This window comes from Xylophilus ampelinus (assembly GCF_003217575.1).
GTDB lineage: Bacteria > Pseudomonadota > Gammaproteobacteria > Burkholderiales > Burkholderiaceae_C > Xylophilus > Xylophilus ampelinus.
In genome coordinates this window covers 12,877-28,293 of record NZ_QJTC01000021.1, presented here as the reverse complement: position 1 = coordinate 28,293, position 15,417 = coordinate 12,877, and the positions used below count along the sequence as shown (strand labels likewise).

Sequence of the window (15,417 nt, the reverse complement as noted above, 5' to 3'; positions counted from 1 at the left end):
CGCAGTACGACGACCGCCAGCTATTTATTCGATAGCAGAGCGACGGCACACCCGGACGGACTCACAGCTGCGCCGCGAGCAGCGCGGACGCCCGCTCCATCAGCTTCTCGTTCCACGGCCGGTCGAGCCACTGCGCCATCGTCAGTTGCCTGGCCACGGCCAGGTCGCGTTCGAAAATGGCGTTCTGCTCGGCGGCGAAGGCTTCGTCGTAGAGGTTGAGGTTGGCCTCGTCGTTGAGCCGGAACGAGCGGTTGTCGAAGTTGGTGGAGCCGACCGAGACCAGCAGGCCGTCGACGATCAGCACCTTGCAGTGGTACATCGTCGGCTGGTATTCGCGGATTTCGGCACCGGCGGCCAGCAGCGGGCCCCAGAGCGCGCGGGAGGCGCTGCGCACCGTCTGCGCGTCCATGATCGGGCCGGGGGTGACGATGCGCACCTGCGCCCCGCGCCGCATCGCGGCCACCAGGGCGCGCACCGTCAGCTTGTCGGGCACGAAGTAGGCGCTCGACAGATCGATGCGGCGCTGGGCCGCGGTGATCGCCATCAGGTACATCAGATGCATGCTCTCGCTGCCGCCCGAAGGGGAGCTGCTGAACATCTGTACGCGGCCCTGGCCGGCGGCGATGCCCGCGATCGGCTGCAGCGCGGGGAAGTACGGCTCGCCGTGCAGCACCTCGCCCGAGGCCTTGGTCCAGTTGTGCATGAAGACGGCCTGCATCTGCGCGACCACCGGGCCTTCGACGCGGAAGTGGGTGTCGCGCCAGTGCTCGGGGCTCTAGGCGTCGCCGGTCCATTCGGGGGCGATGCCCACGCCGCCGGTGAAGCCGGTGCGGCCGTCGACCACCAGCAGCTTGCGGTGGGTACGGTTGTTCATCCGGCCTCAGTGGTACCAGTGCGGCTCGTGGAACTTCTGGATCTCCACGCCGGCCCCGCGCATCTGCTCCAGGAACTCCTCGTCGATCTTGGCGCTGCCCAGCCAGTCGAGCAGCACGTGCACCTTGACCCCGGCGCGGGCGCGCTCGGTGAGCGCATCGGCGAAGGCACGGCCGATGTCGCCCGACCAGTAGATGTAGGTCTCGAAGGTGATCGTATTCTGCGCGCCGCGGATCGCCTCGAGCATCGAAGGGAAGATGCGGTCGCCGTTGACCAGCGCCTGGGTGCGGTTGCCCTCCCGGATCGGCGGGCCGAGCAGCACGCCCATGGCGCGCTGGTATTGCGGATCGTGCAGGTCGTAGAGGCGCGGCAACTGCTCCTCGAGTTTCTTCTCGCCCGAGCTGAAGTTGAGCAGCAGCAGCGTGGAGGCCAGCGTCAGGAAGAAGGTGATCAGGATCGCCTTCAGCGGCAGGGAGCGAGGATGCATGCGGGGCGATCGGTGGGGCGGCGGGGGGGGGCGGTGCCACTCTAGGGCCCGCAGGGGCGGGATGCGCAAGCAGGCGTTACCAGAAAGCGGGATATTCGCCACAGCCGGCTGTCGGCCGGGCCGCTATCATTGCGCGCCCCGCCAGCCGCTCGCACGGCCGGCGCCGCGGCCCGGCCCCGGCCGACCCATTCCCCCTTTTTTGCTGCAGCCCCCGCCCCTTTGCGCTCCATGTCCGCCGGCCTGAACCTCGCCCAGCAAGAAGCGGTGAACTACATGCACGGGCCCTGCCTGGTGCTGGCGGGCGCCGGCTCGGGCAAGACGCGGGTGATCACCCACAAGATCGGCAACCTGATCCAGAACGGCGTGGCGCCCAAGCGCATCGCCGCCATCACCTTCACCAACAAGGCCGCCGCGGAAATGCGCGAGCGGGCCAAGAGCCTGATCGGCCGGCAGGCCAAGGACGTGGTGATCTGCACCTTCCACGCCCTGGGCGTGCGGATGATGCGGGAAGACGGCAAGGTGCTGGGCCTGAAGCCGCAGTTCAGCATTCTGGATTCCGACGACGTCACCAGCATCCTGAAGGACGCCGCCGGCGGCACCGCCGATGCGGCCACCGCCCGCCAGTGGCAGTGGGTGATCAGCAAGTGGAAGAACGCCGGCATGAACTCGGCCGACGCCCTGGCCCGGGCCGCCGACGACAACGAGCGGATCATCGCCCAGGTGATGGCCCGCTACGAGGAGCGGCTCTCGGCCTACCAGAGCGTCGATTTCGACGACCTGATCGGCATGCCGCTGAAGCTGCTGAAGGACTACCCCGACGTGCGGATGCGCTGGCAGCAGGCGATGGGCCATGTGCTGGTCGACGAGTACCAGGACACCAACGCCACCCAGTACGAGGTGCTCAAGCACCTGGTGGGCGAGCGCGGCCGCTTCACCGCGGTGGGCGACGACGACCAGTCGATCTACGGCTGGCGCGGCGCCACGCTCGACAATTTGAAGAAGCTGCCGGTCGACTTCCCGCAGCTGAAGGTCATCAAGCTGGAGCAGAACTACCGCTCCACCAGCGCGATCCTGCGCGCGGCAAACAACGTGATCGGCCCCAATCCGAAGCTGTTCCCCAAGACCCTGTTCAGCGAACTGGGCGAGGGCGACCCGGTGCGGGTGGTCGATGCCGACACCGAGGAGCACGAGGCCGAGCGCGCCGTCGCCCGCATCCAGAGCCTGCGCGCCGGCACCTCGGTGGTCACCAGCGGCGGGCAGTTCCAGGAGTTCCGGCACTTCGCGATCCTCTACCGCGCCAACCACCAGGCCAAGGCGTTCGAGAAGGCGCTGCGCCGGGTGCAGATCCCGTACAAGGTCTCCGGCGGGCAGAGCTTCTTCGACCGCGCCGAGATCAAGGACCTGTGCGCCTGGTTCCGGCTGTGGGTCAACCACGACGACGACCCGGCCTTCCTGCGGGCGATCACCACGCCCAAGCGCGGCATCGGCCACACCACGCTCGGCAAGCTGGGCGAGTTCTCCGAGAGCTACCGGCAGAGCATGTTCGCATCGCTCTTCAGCGCGTCGCTGCCGTCGATGCTGCCCGAGCGCGCCATGGGCAGCCTGCTGGAATTCGGCCGCTACGTGAACGACCTGGAGTTCCGCGCCCGCCGCACCGTCGGCGCCGAGGACGCCAAGGCCTTCATGCTCGAGTGGCTCAAAGAGATCGGCTACGAGCAGCACCTCTACGACGGCGAGGACAGCGAGAAGGTCGCCGCGGCCCGCTGGACCAACGTGCTCGATTTCTGCGACTGGATGAGCCAGCGCTGCGGCGGCCAGATCGAGGACGCCTCGGGCGCTGGCGCCGCGACCGAGGCCAAGACCCTGCTGGAAGTGGCGCAGACGATCTCGCTGCTCTCGACCATCGGCGAGCGCGAGCAGGACCAGGACGTGGTGACGCTCTCGACCCTGCACGCCTCGAAGGGCCTGGAGTGGCCGCACGTCATCCTGGTCGGCGTGACCGAGGGCATGCTGCCCTTCAAGCTCGACGACGACGAGGGCCGCCAGAAGGTGGTGAGCGACGACACCACCCAGCGCCTGCAGGAAGAGCGTCGCCTGATGTACGTGGGCATCACCCGCGCCCAGCGCAGCCTGGCCGTCAGCTGGACCCGCAAGCGCAAGAAGGGCCGCGAGATGGTCGCCGCCCGGCCCAGCCGCTTCATCGCCGAGATGGGTCTGGACCAGGCCACCACCCGCGAAGACCCCCGCGAGAAGCTGCGCGCCCTGCGCGCCGAATTCGCCATGAAAGCCGACGCCTCGGCGCTGGCCGCGGCCGCCTCCGCCCAGCCGGCCGCCTGAAAACCCACACGCGATGCCCCTGCCCTTGCCCTTGCCCCTGCGCCTGCAGCTGCGCCTTCGTTCCCGCCACCACCGCCCGGCCGCCCTTCTTGCGGCGGTGCTGCTGATCCTGCTCGCGTCAGTGTCGTCGGCCGCCGTACACGCGGCCGACGCCGCCTCCGGCGCGCCGCTTGTTTCGCCCCCCGCGGCCGCCGCACCGCCGGTCGCACCGCCCGCGGTCCGCACCGCCGCCTGCCCCGCCGCCGAGAAGGTGGGCCAGGCCGAACTGCTGGGCCGCTGGGAGGTGCGCTTCGCCAATCGGCCGGACCGCGGCACCGTCGACTTCGTGGTGCATCCGGATTTCGATGGCGCGGTGCGCGGCACCGTGGCCTACGGCGATGCCTCGGGCACCGTCGCCGGCGACGTGGACGAGGGCGTCTTCGCCGTCGACGCATCGTCGGATGGAAAGAACCTCACCGCCCTCTGGGAAGGGCATGTCACCGCCGGCAGTTGCGGCAGGAAGATCGAAGGAATATGGACCGACTCAGCCACCAACAGCAAGCGCCCGTTCGTGCTGCAGCGCCCCGCCGCCGCACGATGAAGAAGGCCTCGCTCGTCCTGGCGTTGCTGGCCGTCGGCTCCGCCGGCGTGGCGCATGCCCAGACGCAGACACAAACGCAGAAGGCGCGCGCCGCCACCGCCAAGCCGCCGGTCGCCCGGCCCGGTGCCAAGGCCGCGCCGCTGGCGCCCGTCACCGAAGGCCGGGTCGCCACCGCCACCGCCTGGCAGCAGTGCGCCACCCTGGCCGACGACACCGAGCGCCTGCTCTGTTTCGACCAGTGGTCGAAGTCCCAGCAGAAGATCGTCGATGCCGTCGAGGCCCGCTCCACCGAGGCGGCCGGCACCGGCACCGCGCCGCCCGGTGCCGCGCCATCGGCCCTGCGCGCGGACGTCGCCGCCGCCCTGGCCGCCACCCAGCCGGCCACGGCCGAGGGCGGCAGCGTCACCGCGTCGGCGGGCATCGTCGGCGTCGGCCTGGAGCAGGGCTGCAAGGACCGCCAGTTCTCGAACCTGTCGCGCTTCTGGGAGCTGGAGTCGGGCAGCAACTGCCCCACCTTCAGCCTGCGGGGTTTCCGCGCGAACAGCCTGTCGGTCGTCGGTGCCAATTCGGTCAACCGCATGCCGCGTTCGGAAAACGCCAACAACAACGCCACCACCGCGCTCGACTACCGTAAGGAAGAGCTGCGGCTGCAGCTGTCGATGCGCACCAAGGTCGCGGGCGGCCTGTTGACCCCCGCCGGCTCCACCCTGCGCGACTCGCTGTGGGTGGCCTACAGCCAGCAGTCGTACTGGCAGTTCTTCAACAGCGGCCTGTCGCGCCCGTTCCGCAGCACCGACTACGAGCCCGAAGTCATCTACGTCTACCCCACCACCGCCGCCCTGCCCGGCGGCTGGAACTGGCGCTACAGCGGTGCCGGCCTGGTCCACCAGTCCAACGGGCAGAGCGACCCGCTCTCCCGCAGCTGGAACCGCTTCTACCTGATGACCGGCTTCGAGAAAAGCAACGACTTCAGTCTGCAGGCCCGCGCCTGGAAGCGGCTGTACGAATCGGGCTTCAAGGACAACAACCCCCAGATCGTCAACTACATCGGCCGCGGCGAGCTGACCGGCACCTGGCATTACGACGCCAAGAACACCTTCGTCGCCACCGCACGCAGTTCCTTCGGTGGCACCCAGCGCGGATCGGGCCGGATCGAGTGGCTGCGGTCGCTGGGCGACGGCGCAGGAAACACCTTCAGCGGTTTGCGGCTGCATACGCAGCTGTTCAGCGGATACGGGGACAGCCTGACGGATTACAACTTCAAGCGGACGGTGTTCAGCGTAGGGTTGAGCCTGGTGGACTTTTAACCCGGTATCCGGGGCGGCGACCGGGCGGGCCCGCGCGTGCCTCGGAACGCACGTCCCGGTGAGCCGCACTAGTCGGTAACATTCCGCTCGAACTGCAACTCAGAGCCGGCAACCTTCCGCGCTTTCGTCCAGATTCCTACAATTGTGTCGCCAACGGTTTAGTCCGCGACCCCGGTTCCACCAGGGTTGCCCGCTTTCATCGGCGGAATTGCCCCGCATTCCGACCGTTTCTCTACCCCTCCCCGGTGGAGCCCGCTTGGACAATCCAACCGAGGAGATTCCAGATGGACCTGCAATACCAATTGAAATCCGGCAGCTACTACCTGTACGACATGGGCGACGCCCCCAGCGTTGCGACAGGGGAGCGCCGTTGGCGGCTGAAGACGGACAACGTGGCGATCGCGTTCGATGCGAGTACCGGGACGGTTCACCAGCACGGGAGTCCGGCGCGGATTCAGTCGTGGGCTATCGGCGCACGACGCCGACTGCGGGCTGAAGGTGCGCAAGCTGCTGCGAATGATATTGTGGTCGTGTCGGGGCCACTGCCTGTGGAAGAGATTAATAACTGCTTGCGTATTGCAGGCTATAGCCGACGGCTTTTTCGACGCCTTGCTACCATGCCGCACGGAAAAAGAGACAGATCAGTTCGCACGGCTCATTAATTAAATACCATACAAAAAGGGCGCCGAGCGCCCTCTTTGTATATTATCCTTAATAAAGCACACTCATATCGGAAATCAAGTGCTATTATGTAGCAGTACTGGTGCAAGCCTTTGGAGCGTATTTTTGTGCCGCGCTGGTAGTGCAAGTCCAAACATTCGAGCCTTTATCAGCGTTACTCAGCGCCAGGGTCAAGGTCTTACCTTGAATGCCCTTAGAGGCAGTTGATGAGCTAATAAGAGCCACGATTGTGCAACCGCCGCCAGTCGCTGCAGCTCCGCCAGTGGTCACCGAATCAACATATTTTCCTTTGATATCGGCTGCAGGCGCGATACCGTCGCTGCCATTGACGGGGCAGCTGCCGTTTTGTGCGAAAACTTCGCTGATAGCGACCTTAGGACCAGATGCCAACGTGAGTGCTTCAGACATTTGTGCACGAGCAACATAGTCTTGATAAGCTGGAAGCGCAACGGAGGCCAAAATACCGATAATCGCCACGACGATCATCAACTCCATCAACGTGAAGCCCTTCTGGGCTTGCTGAATACTGCGGGACATGTAACGCTTCATGGGAAACTCCTAGAGGTGGGGGGGGGGGGGAAGACGCTCCTTATCAGCAGCTTCCATGCCAGCAGCAAAACACGCGGTTACAAGCGACCGTCGCCTCCGAACCGACAACTTCGCGCGCCGAGCTTGTCACCAGCACCGCGACAAAGATACGAGTTGACACTTTTGTCCGCCTCCTTGGATCGATACGCGACATGTTGACACTGTCGACGCCGACGTGTGCCCACGGGCCTTGGTGCCAGCGCGCAACGTCGGCAGCCGGCCCTGGCGAACAGACGGCCGCCGAACGGCCCCGAGCACCCCCCTACCGGCTGTCGAACCGATACGCCCCGTCCCAATCCGCCATCGGAGGTCTTTGCCGCGCCGCTTCGATCCGGGAGGCATACAGATCGCGCAGCGCCGACCCGACCGGCTGGAGGGCCAGCAGGGCGGACGCTTCGTCCCAGCGGCATTCGCGGTACGCGTGCAGCATCTCGGGCCAGGTGTCGTCCTCGGGCATGTCGGCGACCGGCATGTAGACGGTGACGGCCTGCTGGCGGCCCCGCACCACCACCCGGTCCAGTTCCCGCCAGGCACAGAGATCGGCCGCCCGGGCCTGGGCGCGATCGCCGACGACGATCTGCACGCCGTACAGTTTCGACAAGCTCTCCAGCCGCGCGCCCAGGTTCACCGCATCGCCGATCACGGTGTAGCTGCGGCGGCTGTAGGAGCCCATGTCGCCGACGCACATGGTGCCGGTGTTGATGCCGATCCCGATGCCGATTTCCGGCAGGCCGCGCTGGCGGTGTTCGGCGTTCAGGACCTTCAGCTCTTCGACCATGTCCAGGGCGGCGGCCACGGCCAGGCGGGCGTGGAGGGGGGTTTCCAGCGGGGCGCCCCAGAACGCCATCACGCAGTCGCCCATGTATTTGTCGATGGTGCCGCGGTGTTTGCGGATAATGCGGGTCAGGCGGCTGAAGACGGTATTGAGCAGGGCCTGCAGGGCGAGCGGCTCCATCTGCTCCGACAGGGCGGTGAAGCCGCGCATGTCGCAGAACATGACGGTCATCTCACGGTTGATCGCCTGCATGTTGTAGCTTTCGGGGTCCTTGACCATCTCTCGGACCAATTCGCGCGGCACGTAGTTGCCGAACAGGCGGGCGAGCTGCCGGCGGGAGCGGCTTTCCACGAAATAGCCGTAGCCGATATTGAGCGTGTATGCCGCGACGACCATCAGCAATTGCGCAGCGACCGGCATCACGAGATCGTGAGCGCGGTAAAACCAGAAATTGAGTCCGGCCAGGCTGGCCGCGACCGCGATCGCCAGCAAGGTGCCCGACAGCACCGACAGTAACGGCAGCGCCAGCGCCAGCAGCAGGCCGGCCACCAGCAGCGCCGCGGCGTCGTAGCCGCGCGCGTAGTCGGGGCGGATCAGGCTGCGGCCGTCGAGCCAGCCCGAGATGACGTTGGCGTGCGTCTCCACGCCGGGATAGGTTTCGCCGACCGGCGTGACCCGCAGATCCAGCAGGCCGGGCGCGGTGGAGCCGAGCAGTGCGATCTTGCCCTGCAGGGAGCCGGCGGGCAGCTGGCCCTTGAGCACGGCCGCGGCGGAGACGTAGCCGAACGACCCGCCCCGGGCGCCGCCCGGCCCCCGGTACGGCACCAGGGTGGCGGCGCTGGCGTCGACCCGCACCGGCAGCAGGGCGCCGGGCGTCTGCAGCAGCAGCTTCTCGACGACCCGCAGGCCGCTGTCGCCTTTGACCGCCGGCACCAGGACCGGCAGCAGATCGGCCCGCCCGTGGACCAGGCGGAACATCGCCAGCGCCAGCGATTCGTAGTAGTGGCCCCGGTACTGGGCGATGACCGGCACGCTGCGCACCACGCCGTCGGCGTCGGTGATCGAATTGAAGAAGCCCGCCAGCGGCACGGCCGACACCAGTCCCGCCAGGTTGGCGCCGTAGCCGTTCCAGCCATAGGCCTGCAGGGGCGGCACGACCGGCCCCTGCCCCCGAGCGAGGGCGGCGTATTCGGCACCGCGCAGGACCGGCGCCGGCAGCACGCCCTTGGTCCGGCCCTCGCGGTCGCTGGTGAAGTAGTAGCCGAGCACGGCGGGGCGCCTGGCCAGGGACTGGGCGAAGCGCCCGTCGTAGTCGAGCGCCGGCTCCAGCTGGCGCAGGCTCTCTGCGAAGCCGGGGTGGCCGCGCAGGGGTCCCTCGGCCAGCTGGCGCAGGCTGCCCAGGCCCGAGCTCTGGTCGGCTTCGGCGAACAGCACGTCCATGCCCAGGACGGCGGCCTTCTGCCGGTCGAACAGCTCGTCGACCAGCCGGGCGACCTTGTCGCGGCCCCAGGGCCAGTGGCCGATCTCGTCGAGGCTGCGCTCGTCGATGTCGACGATGACGATGCGGTCGTCGCGGGTGCCGGGCATGGTGGCACGCAGCCGGATATCGTAGAGGGCGGCGTCCAGCCGGTGGATCGGCGCCCATTCGGTGGCGAGTGTCGCATGCCACAGGGCCAGCACCACCGGCACCAGGGTGACGGCGATGCGCGGGCCGTGGCGGCGCAGGAAATTCATGCGGCCGGCGGTACTGCCACGGCGGCCGTGCGGTGGCTCAGGCGGCCTGGTCGAACTGCATGCGGATGCCCGCCAGTTCGATCAGGTCGCCGGGGCGCAGCATCACCGGGACACGGCGGGCGCTGACGCCGTTGACGAAAGGCATCGCTTCGCCCTCGACGTAGGCGAGGATGAAGCCCTGCGGCCGGCGGGTGATCGCCGCCACGCCGATGCCCGACTTGCCGATGGTGGTGACCACCTTGTGCAGGTCCACCGCGCGGCCGGCGGCGGCGCCCGACAGGATGCGGATGGCCGCCGGCCGCACCGGGGCGGCGCCGGAATCGGGCGCCGTGGCGGTCTCGGCGAAGAGCGGGATGCCGGCCAGCGCCGCATCGCGTTCGGCATCGGACGCGGCCTGGGCGGCGGCGGCATCGGCGCGGCCGGATCGGCGCGCCGCGCCGGTGCTTCCGGGCTCTTGGTCGAAGGTCAGCGTCAGCCGGCCGATCTCGACCACGTCGCCGTGCTTCAGGTTCTGCCGCAGCACCAGCACGCCGTTGACCACGGTGCCGTTGACGCTCTGCAGGTCCTCGATCGCCGCCTGGCCGTCGGGCGCCAGGTGGACGACGGCATGCTCGCCGCTCACCACCGGGCTGTCGACGACGATATCGCTGTAGGGCCGGCGGCCGATGGTGGTGCGGTCCTTGACCAGCGCGACCTCCCGGATCGTGATTCCCTCGAGGGACAACAACAGCTTGGCCATGCCGATTCCTGCTCCGGTTCTTCTTTTCTGCTAGCTGCCGCGCGGCGAGCGGCCCAGCAGGCGCGCCCAGCGCCCGAGAGGGGGCGAGGCGCCCTCGGCCTGCGCCAACAGTACGCTGACATTATCGCGCCCGCCCGCGGCGTTGGCGGCGTCGACCAGCGCGGCCGCGGTGCTCTCCATCGGCATCCCGGCGCCCAGGATCGCCGCGATCTCGGCGTCGTTCAGCATGTCGGTCAGGCCGTCGGAGCAGATCAGGTAGCGGTCGCCGGGCGCGGGGGCGTGCTCGGCCACGTCCAGCTGGGCGCCGCTGTCCACGCCCAGGGCGCGCGTCACCAGGTTGCGGTAAGGCACCGTACTGGCCTGCGCGGCGTCGACCAGGCCGGCGTCGATGTGCTCCTGCAGCACCGAATGGTCGCGGGTCAGGCGCTGCAGCTCGCCGCCGCGCAGGCGGTAGCAGCGCGAGTCGCCGATGTGACCCACCATGATCCGCTGGGGCAAAAACAGGCAGAAAACCAGGGTGGTGCCCATGCCGCGGTAAGCGGGCTGCGCCTCTGCCGCCTCCAGGATGGCCCGGTTGGCTTCTTCCGCGCAGATTTCCATCGCGCGGCGCAGTTCGCGCGGGCCGGTCGCCCGGCCGTTGCCATGCGCCCGGATCCAGGCGCCGAACGCGTGCTGCACGAAATCGGTGGCGATGCCGCTGGCCACCTCGCCGGCGTTATAGCCGCCCATGCCGTCGGCCAGAAGGGCCAGGCCCAGGGATTCGTCGTGGGCGACCGTGTCTTCGTTGTTGCCCCGCACACGGCCGGTGTCGCTCAGGGCATGGAACTCGTAGTGCATGAATGCGGCAATCGCGGTCGGCGGGAACGGCCCCCCAAGGAACCGGCTGGCCGGATGATAGAGCAGGCGACGCCGCCCCCACCCGGCAGACCCGGCACATGCGCCCGCCGCACCGGCCCCGCGCCGCTGCCCGGCCAGGGCGGCCCGGCGCCCCGGGAGGCTCAGCGCGCCGCGTGGCGCCGCGCGGCGCGGGCCTGCAGCGACTTGCCCACCGCCACTACGAAGCCTGCGCCGATCGCGGCCGCCACGTAGTGCAGCCACGGATTGGCGGCCAGGACGCCACGCATCGAGACGTCGTTGACGATGGTTTCGCCGCCCACCCAGCCGATCAGGGCCGCGCCGAGCAGCACGATGATCGGGAAGCGCTCCATCAGCTTGATCATCAACGTGCTGCCGAAGATCACCAGCGGGATGCTGATCGCCAGGCCCAGGATCAGCAGCGTGGTGTTGCCCTGCGCGGCGGCCGCCACGGCGATCACGTTGTCCAGGCTCATGACCAGGTCGGCGATCAGGATGGTGCGCACCGCGGCCATCAGGTTGCCGTATTCCTTGGATTCGCCGTTTTCTTCCTCTTCCTCGCCGAGCAGTTGCACGCCGATCCAGAGCAGCAGGCAGCCGCCGACGATCTGCAGGTACGGCAACTCCAGCAGCTTGGCCGCGACGACGGTGAGCGCGATCCGCAGCACCACCGCGGCGCCCGAGCCCCACAGGATGGCCTGCTTCTGCTGGTGCGGCGGCAGCGAGCGCGCGGCCAGCGCGATCACCACCGCGTTGTCGCCCGACAGGATGATGTTGATCCAGACGATCTTGAGAAGACCGATCCAGAAATCGGGGCTGTGTAGAACTTCCATGCTGGCTGGCTCCTGTTGTCATGAATGCAGAAGCGCCCCGGGAATATTCCAGGGGCGCTTCTATTTATGCAGCGGAGTGTAGCGGCACCGGGGCCCGGGCCGGTGCGTAGTATTGCGTACGCGCCGGCCGAGGGTGGCGTCGGGGCACCGTGCCGGTCAGGCGCGCTTGAGCAGGCCCTGCAGCAGCTTGCCCATCTCCGACGGGTTGCGGGTGATGGTGAAGCCGCACTCTTCCATGACCGCCAGCTTGGCGTCGGCCGTGTCGGCACCGCCCGAGATCAGCGCGCCGGCGTGGCCCATGCGCTTGCCGGGAGGGGCGGTGACGCCGGCGATGAAACCGACGATCGGCTTCTTCATGTTGTCCTTGCACCAGCGGGCGGCGTCCGCCTCGTCCGGTCCGCCGATCTCGCCGATCATGATGACCGCGTCGGTATCCGGATCGTCGTTGAAGGCCTGCATCACGTCGATGTGCTTCAGGCCGTTGATCGGATCGCCACCGATGCCGACGGCGCTCGACTGGCCGATGCCGAGTTCGGTCAGCTGTGCGACGGCTTCGTAGGTCAGCGTGCCGGAGCGGCTGACCACGCCGATGCGGCCCTTCTTGTGGATGTGGCCGGGCATGATGCCGATCTTGATCTCGTCGGGCGTGATCAGGCCGGGGCAGTTGGGGCCGAGCAGCAGCGTCTTCTTGCCGCCCTTGGCTTCCTTGGCCAACATCTTGTTGCGCACTTCGAGCATATCCCGCACCGGAATGCCTTCGGTGATGCAGATCGCCAGGTCCAGGTCGGCCTCGACGGCTTCCCAGATCGCGCCGGCGGCGCCGGCCGGCGGCACGTAGATCACCGAGACGGTGGCACCGGTCTGCGATGCGGCCTCCTTGACCGAGGCGTAGATCGGGATGTTGAAGATCGACTCGCCGGCCTTCTTCGGGTTCACACCGGCGACGAAGGCGTTCTTGCCGTTCGCGTATTCCTGGCACTTTTCCGTGTGGAACTGGCCGGTCTTGCCGGTGATGCCCTGGGTGATGACCTTGGTGTCTTTGTTGATGTAGATCGACATGACTTCAGTTCCTTACTTGGCCTTGACGGCTGCAACCACTTTTTGGGCCGCTTCGGCCATCGAATCGGCGCTGATGATCGGCAGGCCCGATTCGGCCAGCATCTTCTTGCCCAGTTCTTCGTTGGTGCCCTTCATGCGCACGACCAGCGGCACCGACAGGTTCACCGCCTTGCAGGCGGTGATCACGCCGGTGGCGATGGTGTCGCACTTCATGATGCCGCCGAAGATGTTGACCATGATGGCCTCGACCTTCTTGTTCTTCAGCATGATCTTGAAGGCTTCGGTGACCTTCTCGGGGGTGGCGCCGCCGCCCACGTCGAGGAAGTTGGCAGGCTCCGCGCCGTAGAGCTTGATGGTGTCCATCGTGGCCATGGCCAGACCCGCGCCGTTGACCAGGCAGCCGATGTTGCCGTCGAGGCTGATGTAGGCCAGGTCGAACTTGCTGGCTTCGATCTCGGCGGCGTCTTCCTCGTCCAGATCGCGCAGGGCGACGATCTCGGGCAGGCGGAACAGCGCGTTGCTGTCGAAGTTGAACTTGGCGTCCAGGGCCAGCAGCTGGCCCTTGCTGTCGACGTTCAGCGGGTTGATCTCGACCAGCGACGCGTCGGTCTCCATGTAGCAGGTGTAGAGCTTCTTGAAGATGTCGACGGCCTGGGCGGTGGAGCCGGCCGGGATGCCGATGGCGTCCGAGATCTTCTTGGCCTGTTCGTCGCCCAGGCCGGTCAGCGGGTCGATGTACTCGGTGACGATCTTGTCGGGCGTGGAGTGGGCCACTTCCTCGATGTCCATGCCGCCTTCGCTCGACGCGATGAAGGCCAGCTTCTGCGTGGCGCGGTCGGTGACGATGGACACGTAGAGCTCGTTCTGGATGTCGGCGCCGTCTTCGATGTAGAGGCGACGCACCTTCTGGCCTTCGGGGCCGGTCTGGTGGGTCTTGAGCTGCATGCCCAGGATCTCGCCGGAGATACGCTTGACGTCCTCGATGGTCTTGGCGACCTTGACGCCGCCGCCCTTGCCGCGGCCGCCCGCGTGGATCTGGGCCTTGACCACCCAGACGGGGCCGCCGAGCTTCTGGGCGGCTTCGACCGCTTCCTGCACGGTGAAGGCTGCCTGGCCGCGGGGCACGGGCACACCGAATTTGCGCAAGATTTCCTTGGCTTGGTATTCGTGAATCTTCATGAGGGTTCTCTCAGGAGAAAAAGAGGGGAGGCAGACCCGGCGGCCGAGGGAAAAGTGCGAAATCTGTGCTGGCAGCGGGCATGGGACACAGCGGGGCCGACTGTATCATGGGCGTTTTCCGTAGCTGCCGAGCGCCCCGGCAGCGCCGTGCCCGGCCCGCGCCCGCGCCCGCGCCCCTCTCCCACGACAGCCAGGACACCCTTCCATGCCCCAGGTCTTCATCGATGGCGAAGCCGGCACCACCGGCCTCCAGATCCGCGAACGTCTCCAGCGGATGCCCGAAGTCGCCCTGGCCAGCATCGACCCGGCCCGCCGCAAGGATCCCGAGGCCAAGCGGGCGCTGCTGGCGCAGGTCGACCTGGTGGTGCTGTGCCTGCACGACGACGCGGCCCGCGAGACGGTGGCGCTGGTCGACTCGCTCGACGGCCGCAGGCCCAAGATCATCGACGCCTCGACCGCCCACCGCACCGCGCCGGGCTGGGTCTACGGCTTTCCCGAGCTGGACGCGGGCCAGGCCGCGGCCGTCGCCGCCGCCGACCGGGTGGCCAACCCCGGCTGCTACGCCACCGGCGCGATCGCCCTGGTGCGGCCGCTGGTCGAGGCCGGCCTGCTGCCGGCCGATTTTCCGATCGCCCTGCCCTCGGTCAGCGGATATTCGGGCGGCGGCCGGGCGATGATCGAGGCCTACGAGGCCGGCCAAGCCGCGCCCTTCGAGCTGTACGCCCTCGGCCTGAAGCACAAGCACATCCCCGAGATCATGGCCTGCACCGGCCTGACGCGGCGCCCGGTCTTCGTGCCGTCGGTGGGCAACTTCAGGCAGGGCATGCTGGTGCAGCTGCCGCTGCACCTGGACCTGCTGCCCGGCGCGCCCCGCGCCGCCGATCTGCACGCCGCGCTGGCCGCGCACTATGCCAGGAGCAACACGCCCGAGCATTTCGTGAAGGTGCTGCCCGTCACCGACGACGGCAAGCTGGAGCCCGAGGCCCTCAACGATACCAACCGGCTCGAGATCCGGGTGTACCCGAACGACGATCACCACCACGCGGTGCTGGTCGCGCGCCTGGACAACCTGGGCAAGGGCGCCGGCGGCGCGGCGGTGCAGAACCTGAAGCTGATGCTGGGGGCATAGGCACAACGCCGATGGGCCCTGGCGGGCCGGGGCTCTGTCGCAGGCCGGTGCCGGTACGCTCGCCGTCCGCATCGGCGAGCCGGGAACGCCCGCGCGAAACGCCTGCCCTCCGCTCGGCGCTCCGGACCTGGCCGCGAATTCGCCTCAAAGCACATGTCTTCGCCCGGGCGCCTGACGGAGCGAAATACCTGTCGAAGAATCGGTGCCCGGTGACGATCCCCTGCGATGAGACGCACGCCGCGTGCGGCAGCCTCCTGTGCC

The 15,417-nt window shown here is 68.0% G+C and carries 12 protein-coding genes and 1 pseudogene; 5 read left to right on the top strand and 8 right to left on the bottom strand.

Translation table 11 applies throughout. The features are described 5' to 3' along the window. Positions 1 to 61: 61 nt before the first annotated feature. Positions 62 to 1,360: pseudogene (locus DFQ15_RS13115) on the bottom strand (phospholipase D-like domain-containing protein). Positions 1,361 to 1,588: 228 nt separating this feature from the next. On the opposite strand from DFQ15_RS13115, the gene DFQ15_RS13110 reads away from it, so the two are divergent. The 4 genes from DFQ15_RS13110 (at position 1,589) to DFQ15_RS13095 (ending at position 6,246) form a co-directional block, all read left to right on the top strand. Next, entirely contained in the window at positions 1,589 to 3,697 is a 2,109-nt protein-coding gene (locus DFQ15_RS13110) for an ATP-dependent helicase (RefSeq protein ID WP_110466406.1), read from the top strand. Positions 3,698 to 3,710: 13 nt separating this feature from the next. Further along, positions 3,711 to 4,277: a hypothetical protein gene (locus DFQ15_RS13105; RefSeq protein WP_110466405.1), complete on the top strand. Its 567-nt coding sequence runs from the start codon at positions 3,711 to 3,713 to the stop codon at positions 4,275 to 4,277. Next, on the top strand, positions 4,274 to 5,584 hold the full coding sequence (locus DFQ15_RS13100; protein ID WP_110466404.1) for a phospholipase A: 1,311 nt from the start codon (positions 4,274 to 4,276) through the stop codon (positions 5,582 to 5,584). The genes DFQ15_RS13105 and DFQ15_RS13100 overlap by 4 nt, the downstream gene beginning before the upstream one ends. Positions 5,585 to 5,868: 284 nt before the next feature. Further along, positions 5,869 to 6,246: a hypothetical protein gene (locus DFQ15_RS13095; protein WP_110466403.1), complete on the top strand. Its 378-nt coding sequence runs from the start codon at positions 5,869 to 5,871 to the stop codon at positions 6,244 to 6,246. An 85-nt stretch (positions 6,247 to 6,331) separates the two neighbouring features. Here DFQ15_RS13095 and DFQ15_RS13090 read toward each other — a convergent pair whose 3' ends face one another. From DFQ15_RS13090 to sucC, 7 genes are all read right to left on the bottom strand, one after another. Continuing rightward, entirely contained in the window at positions 6,332 to 6,814 is a 483-nt protein-coding gene (locus DFQ15_RS13090; protein ID WP_310593143.1) for a pilin, read from the bottom strand. Between the two features lie 301 nt (positions 6,815 to 7,115). Further along, positions 7,116 to 9,362, bottom strand: a complete 2,247-nt coding sequence (locus tag DFQ15_RS13085) for a CHASE2 domain-containing protein (protein WP_110466402.1) — start codon at positions 9,360 to 9,362, stop codon at positions 7,116 to 7,118. A gap of 37 nt (positions 9,363 to 9,399) precedes the next feature. After that, entirely contained in the window at positions 9,400 to 10,101 is a 702-nt protein-coding gene (locus tag DFQ15_RS13080) for an FHA domain-containing protein (protein WP_110466401.1), read from the bottom strand. A 30-nt stretch (positions 10,102 to 10,131) separates the two neighbouring features. Continuing rightward, positions 10,132 to 10,938 (bottom strand): PP2C family protein-serine/threonine phosphatase, encoded by an 807-nt coding sequence (locus DFQ15_RS13075; RefSeq protein ID WP_110466400.1) that lies wholly within the window; start codon positions 10,936 to 10,938, stop codon positions 10,132 to 10,134. Between the two features lie 161 nt (positions 10,939 to 11,099). Then, positions 11,100 to 11,789 (bottom strand): TerC family protein, encoded by a 690-nt coding sequence (locus DFQ15_RS13070; RefSeq protein WP_110466399.1) that lies wholly within the window; start codon positions 11,787 to 11,789, stop codon positions 11,100 to 11,102. Between the two features lie 156 nt (positions 11,790 to 11,945). After that, entirely contained in the window at positions 11,946 to 12,848 is a 903-nt protein-coding gene (gene sucD / locus DFQ15_RS13065; protein WP_110466398.1) for a succinate--CoA ligase subunit alpha, read from the bottom strand. Positions 12,849 to 12,860: 12 nt separating this feature from the next. Continuing rightward, complete coding sequence (sucC, locus tag DFQ15_RS13060) at positions 12,861 to 14,027, bottom strand: ADP-forming succinate--CoA ligase subunit beta (protein WP_055841710.1); 1,167 nt, start codon at positions 14,025 to 14,027, stop codon at positions 12,861 to 12,863. A gap of 205 nt (positions 14,028 to 14,232) precedes the next feature. Between sucC and argC the strand changes: the two genes are divergently transcribed. Beyond that, a complete protein-coding gene (gene argC, locus DFQ15_RS13055; RefSeq protein WP_110466397.1) occupies positions 14,233 to 15,156 on the top strand; it encodes an N-acetyl-gamma-glutamyl-phosphate reductase in 924 nt (307 codons plus the stop codon). Positions 15,157 to 15,417 lie beyond the last annotated feature (261 nt).

What these genes read in the sequence shown, in the direction of transcription:
- DFQ15_RS13070 (WP_110466399.1), bottom strand. Translation starts at nt 11,789, where the DNA reads ATGGAAGTTCTACACAGCCCCGATTTCTGGATCGGTCTTCTCAAGATC.
- DFQ15_RS13080 (WP_110466401.1), bottom strand. Translation starts at nt 10,101, where the DNA reads ATGGCCAAGCTGTTGTTGTCCCTCGAGGGAATCACGATCCGGGAGGTC.
- DFQ15_RS13100 (WP_110466404.1), top strand. Translation starts at nt 4,274, where the DNA reads ATGAAGAAGGCCTCGCTCGTCCTGGCGTTGCTGGCCGTCGGCTCCGCC.
- sucC (WP_055841710.1), bottom strand. Translation starts at nt 14,027, where the DNA reads ATGAAGATTCACGAATACCAAGCCAAGGAAATCTTGCGCAAATTCGGT.
- DFQ15_RS13110 (WP_110466406.1), top strand. Translation starts at nt 1,589, where the DNA reads ATGTCCGCCGGCCTGAACCTCGCCCAGCAAGAAGCGGTGAACTACATG.
- DFQ15_RS13090 (WP_310593143.1), bottom strand. Translation starts at nt 6,814, where the DNA reads ATGAAGCGTTACATGTCCCGCAGTATTCAGCAAGCCCAGAAGGGCTTC.
- DFQ15_RS13105 (WP_110466405.1), top strand. Translation starts at nt 3,711, where the DNA reads ATGCCCCTGCCCTTGCCCTTGCCCCTGCGCCTGCAGCTGCGCCTTCGT.
- DFQ15_RS13095 (WP_110466403.1), top strand. Translation starts at nt 5,869, where the DNA reads ATGGACCTGCAATACCAATTGAAATCCGGCAGCTACTACCTGTACGAC.
- DFQ15_RS13085 (WP_110466402.1), bottom strand. Translation starts at nt 9,362, where the DNA reads ATGAATTTCCTGCGCCGCCACGGCCCGCGCATCGCCGTCACCCTGGTG.
- argC (WP_110466397.1), top strand. Translation starts at nt 14,233, where the DNA reads ATGCCCCAGGTCTTCATCGATGGCGAAGCCGGCACCACCGGCCTCCAG.
- sucD (WP_110466398.1), bottom strand. Translation starts at nt 12,848, where the DNA reads ATGTCGATCTACATCAACAAAGACACCAAGGTCATCACCCAGGGCATC.
- DFQ15_RS13075 (WP_110466400.1), bottom strand. Translation starts at nt 10,938, where the DNA reads ATGCACTACGAGTTCCATGCCCTGAGCGACACCGGCCGTGTGCGGGGC.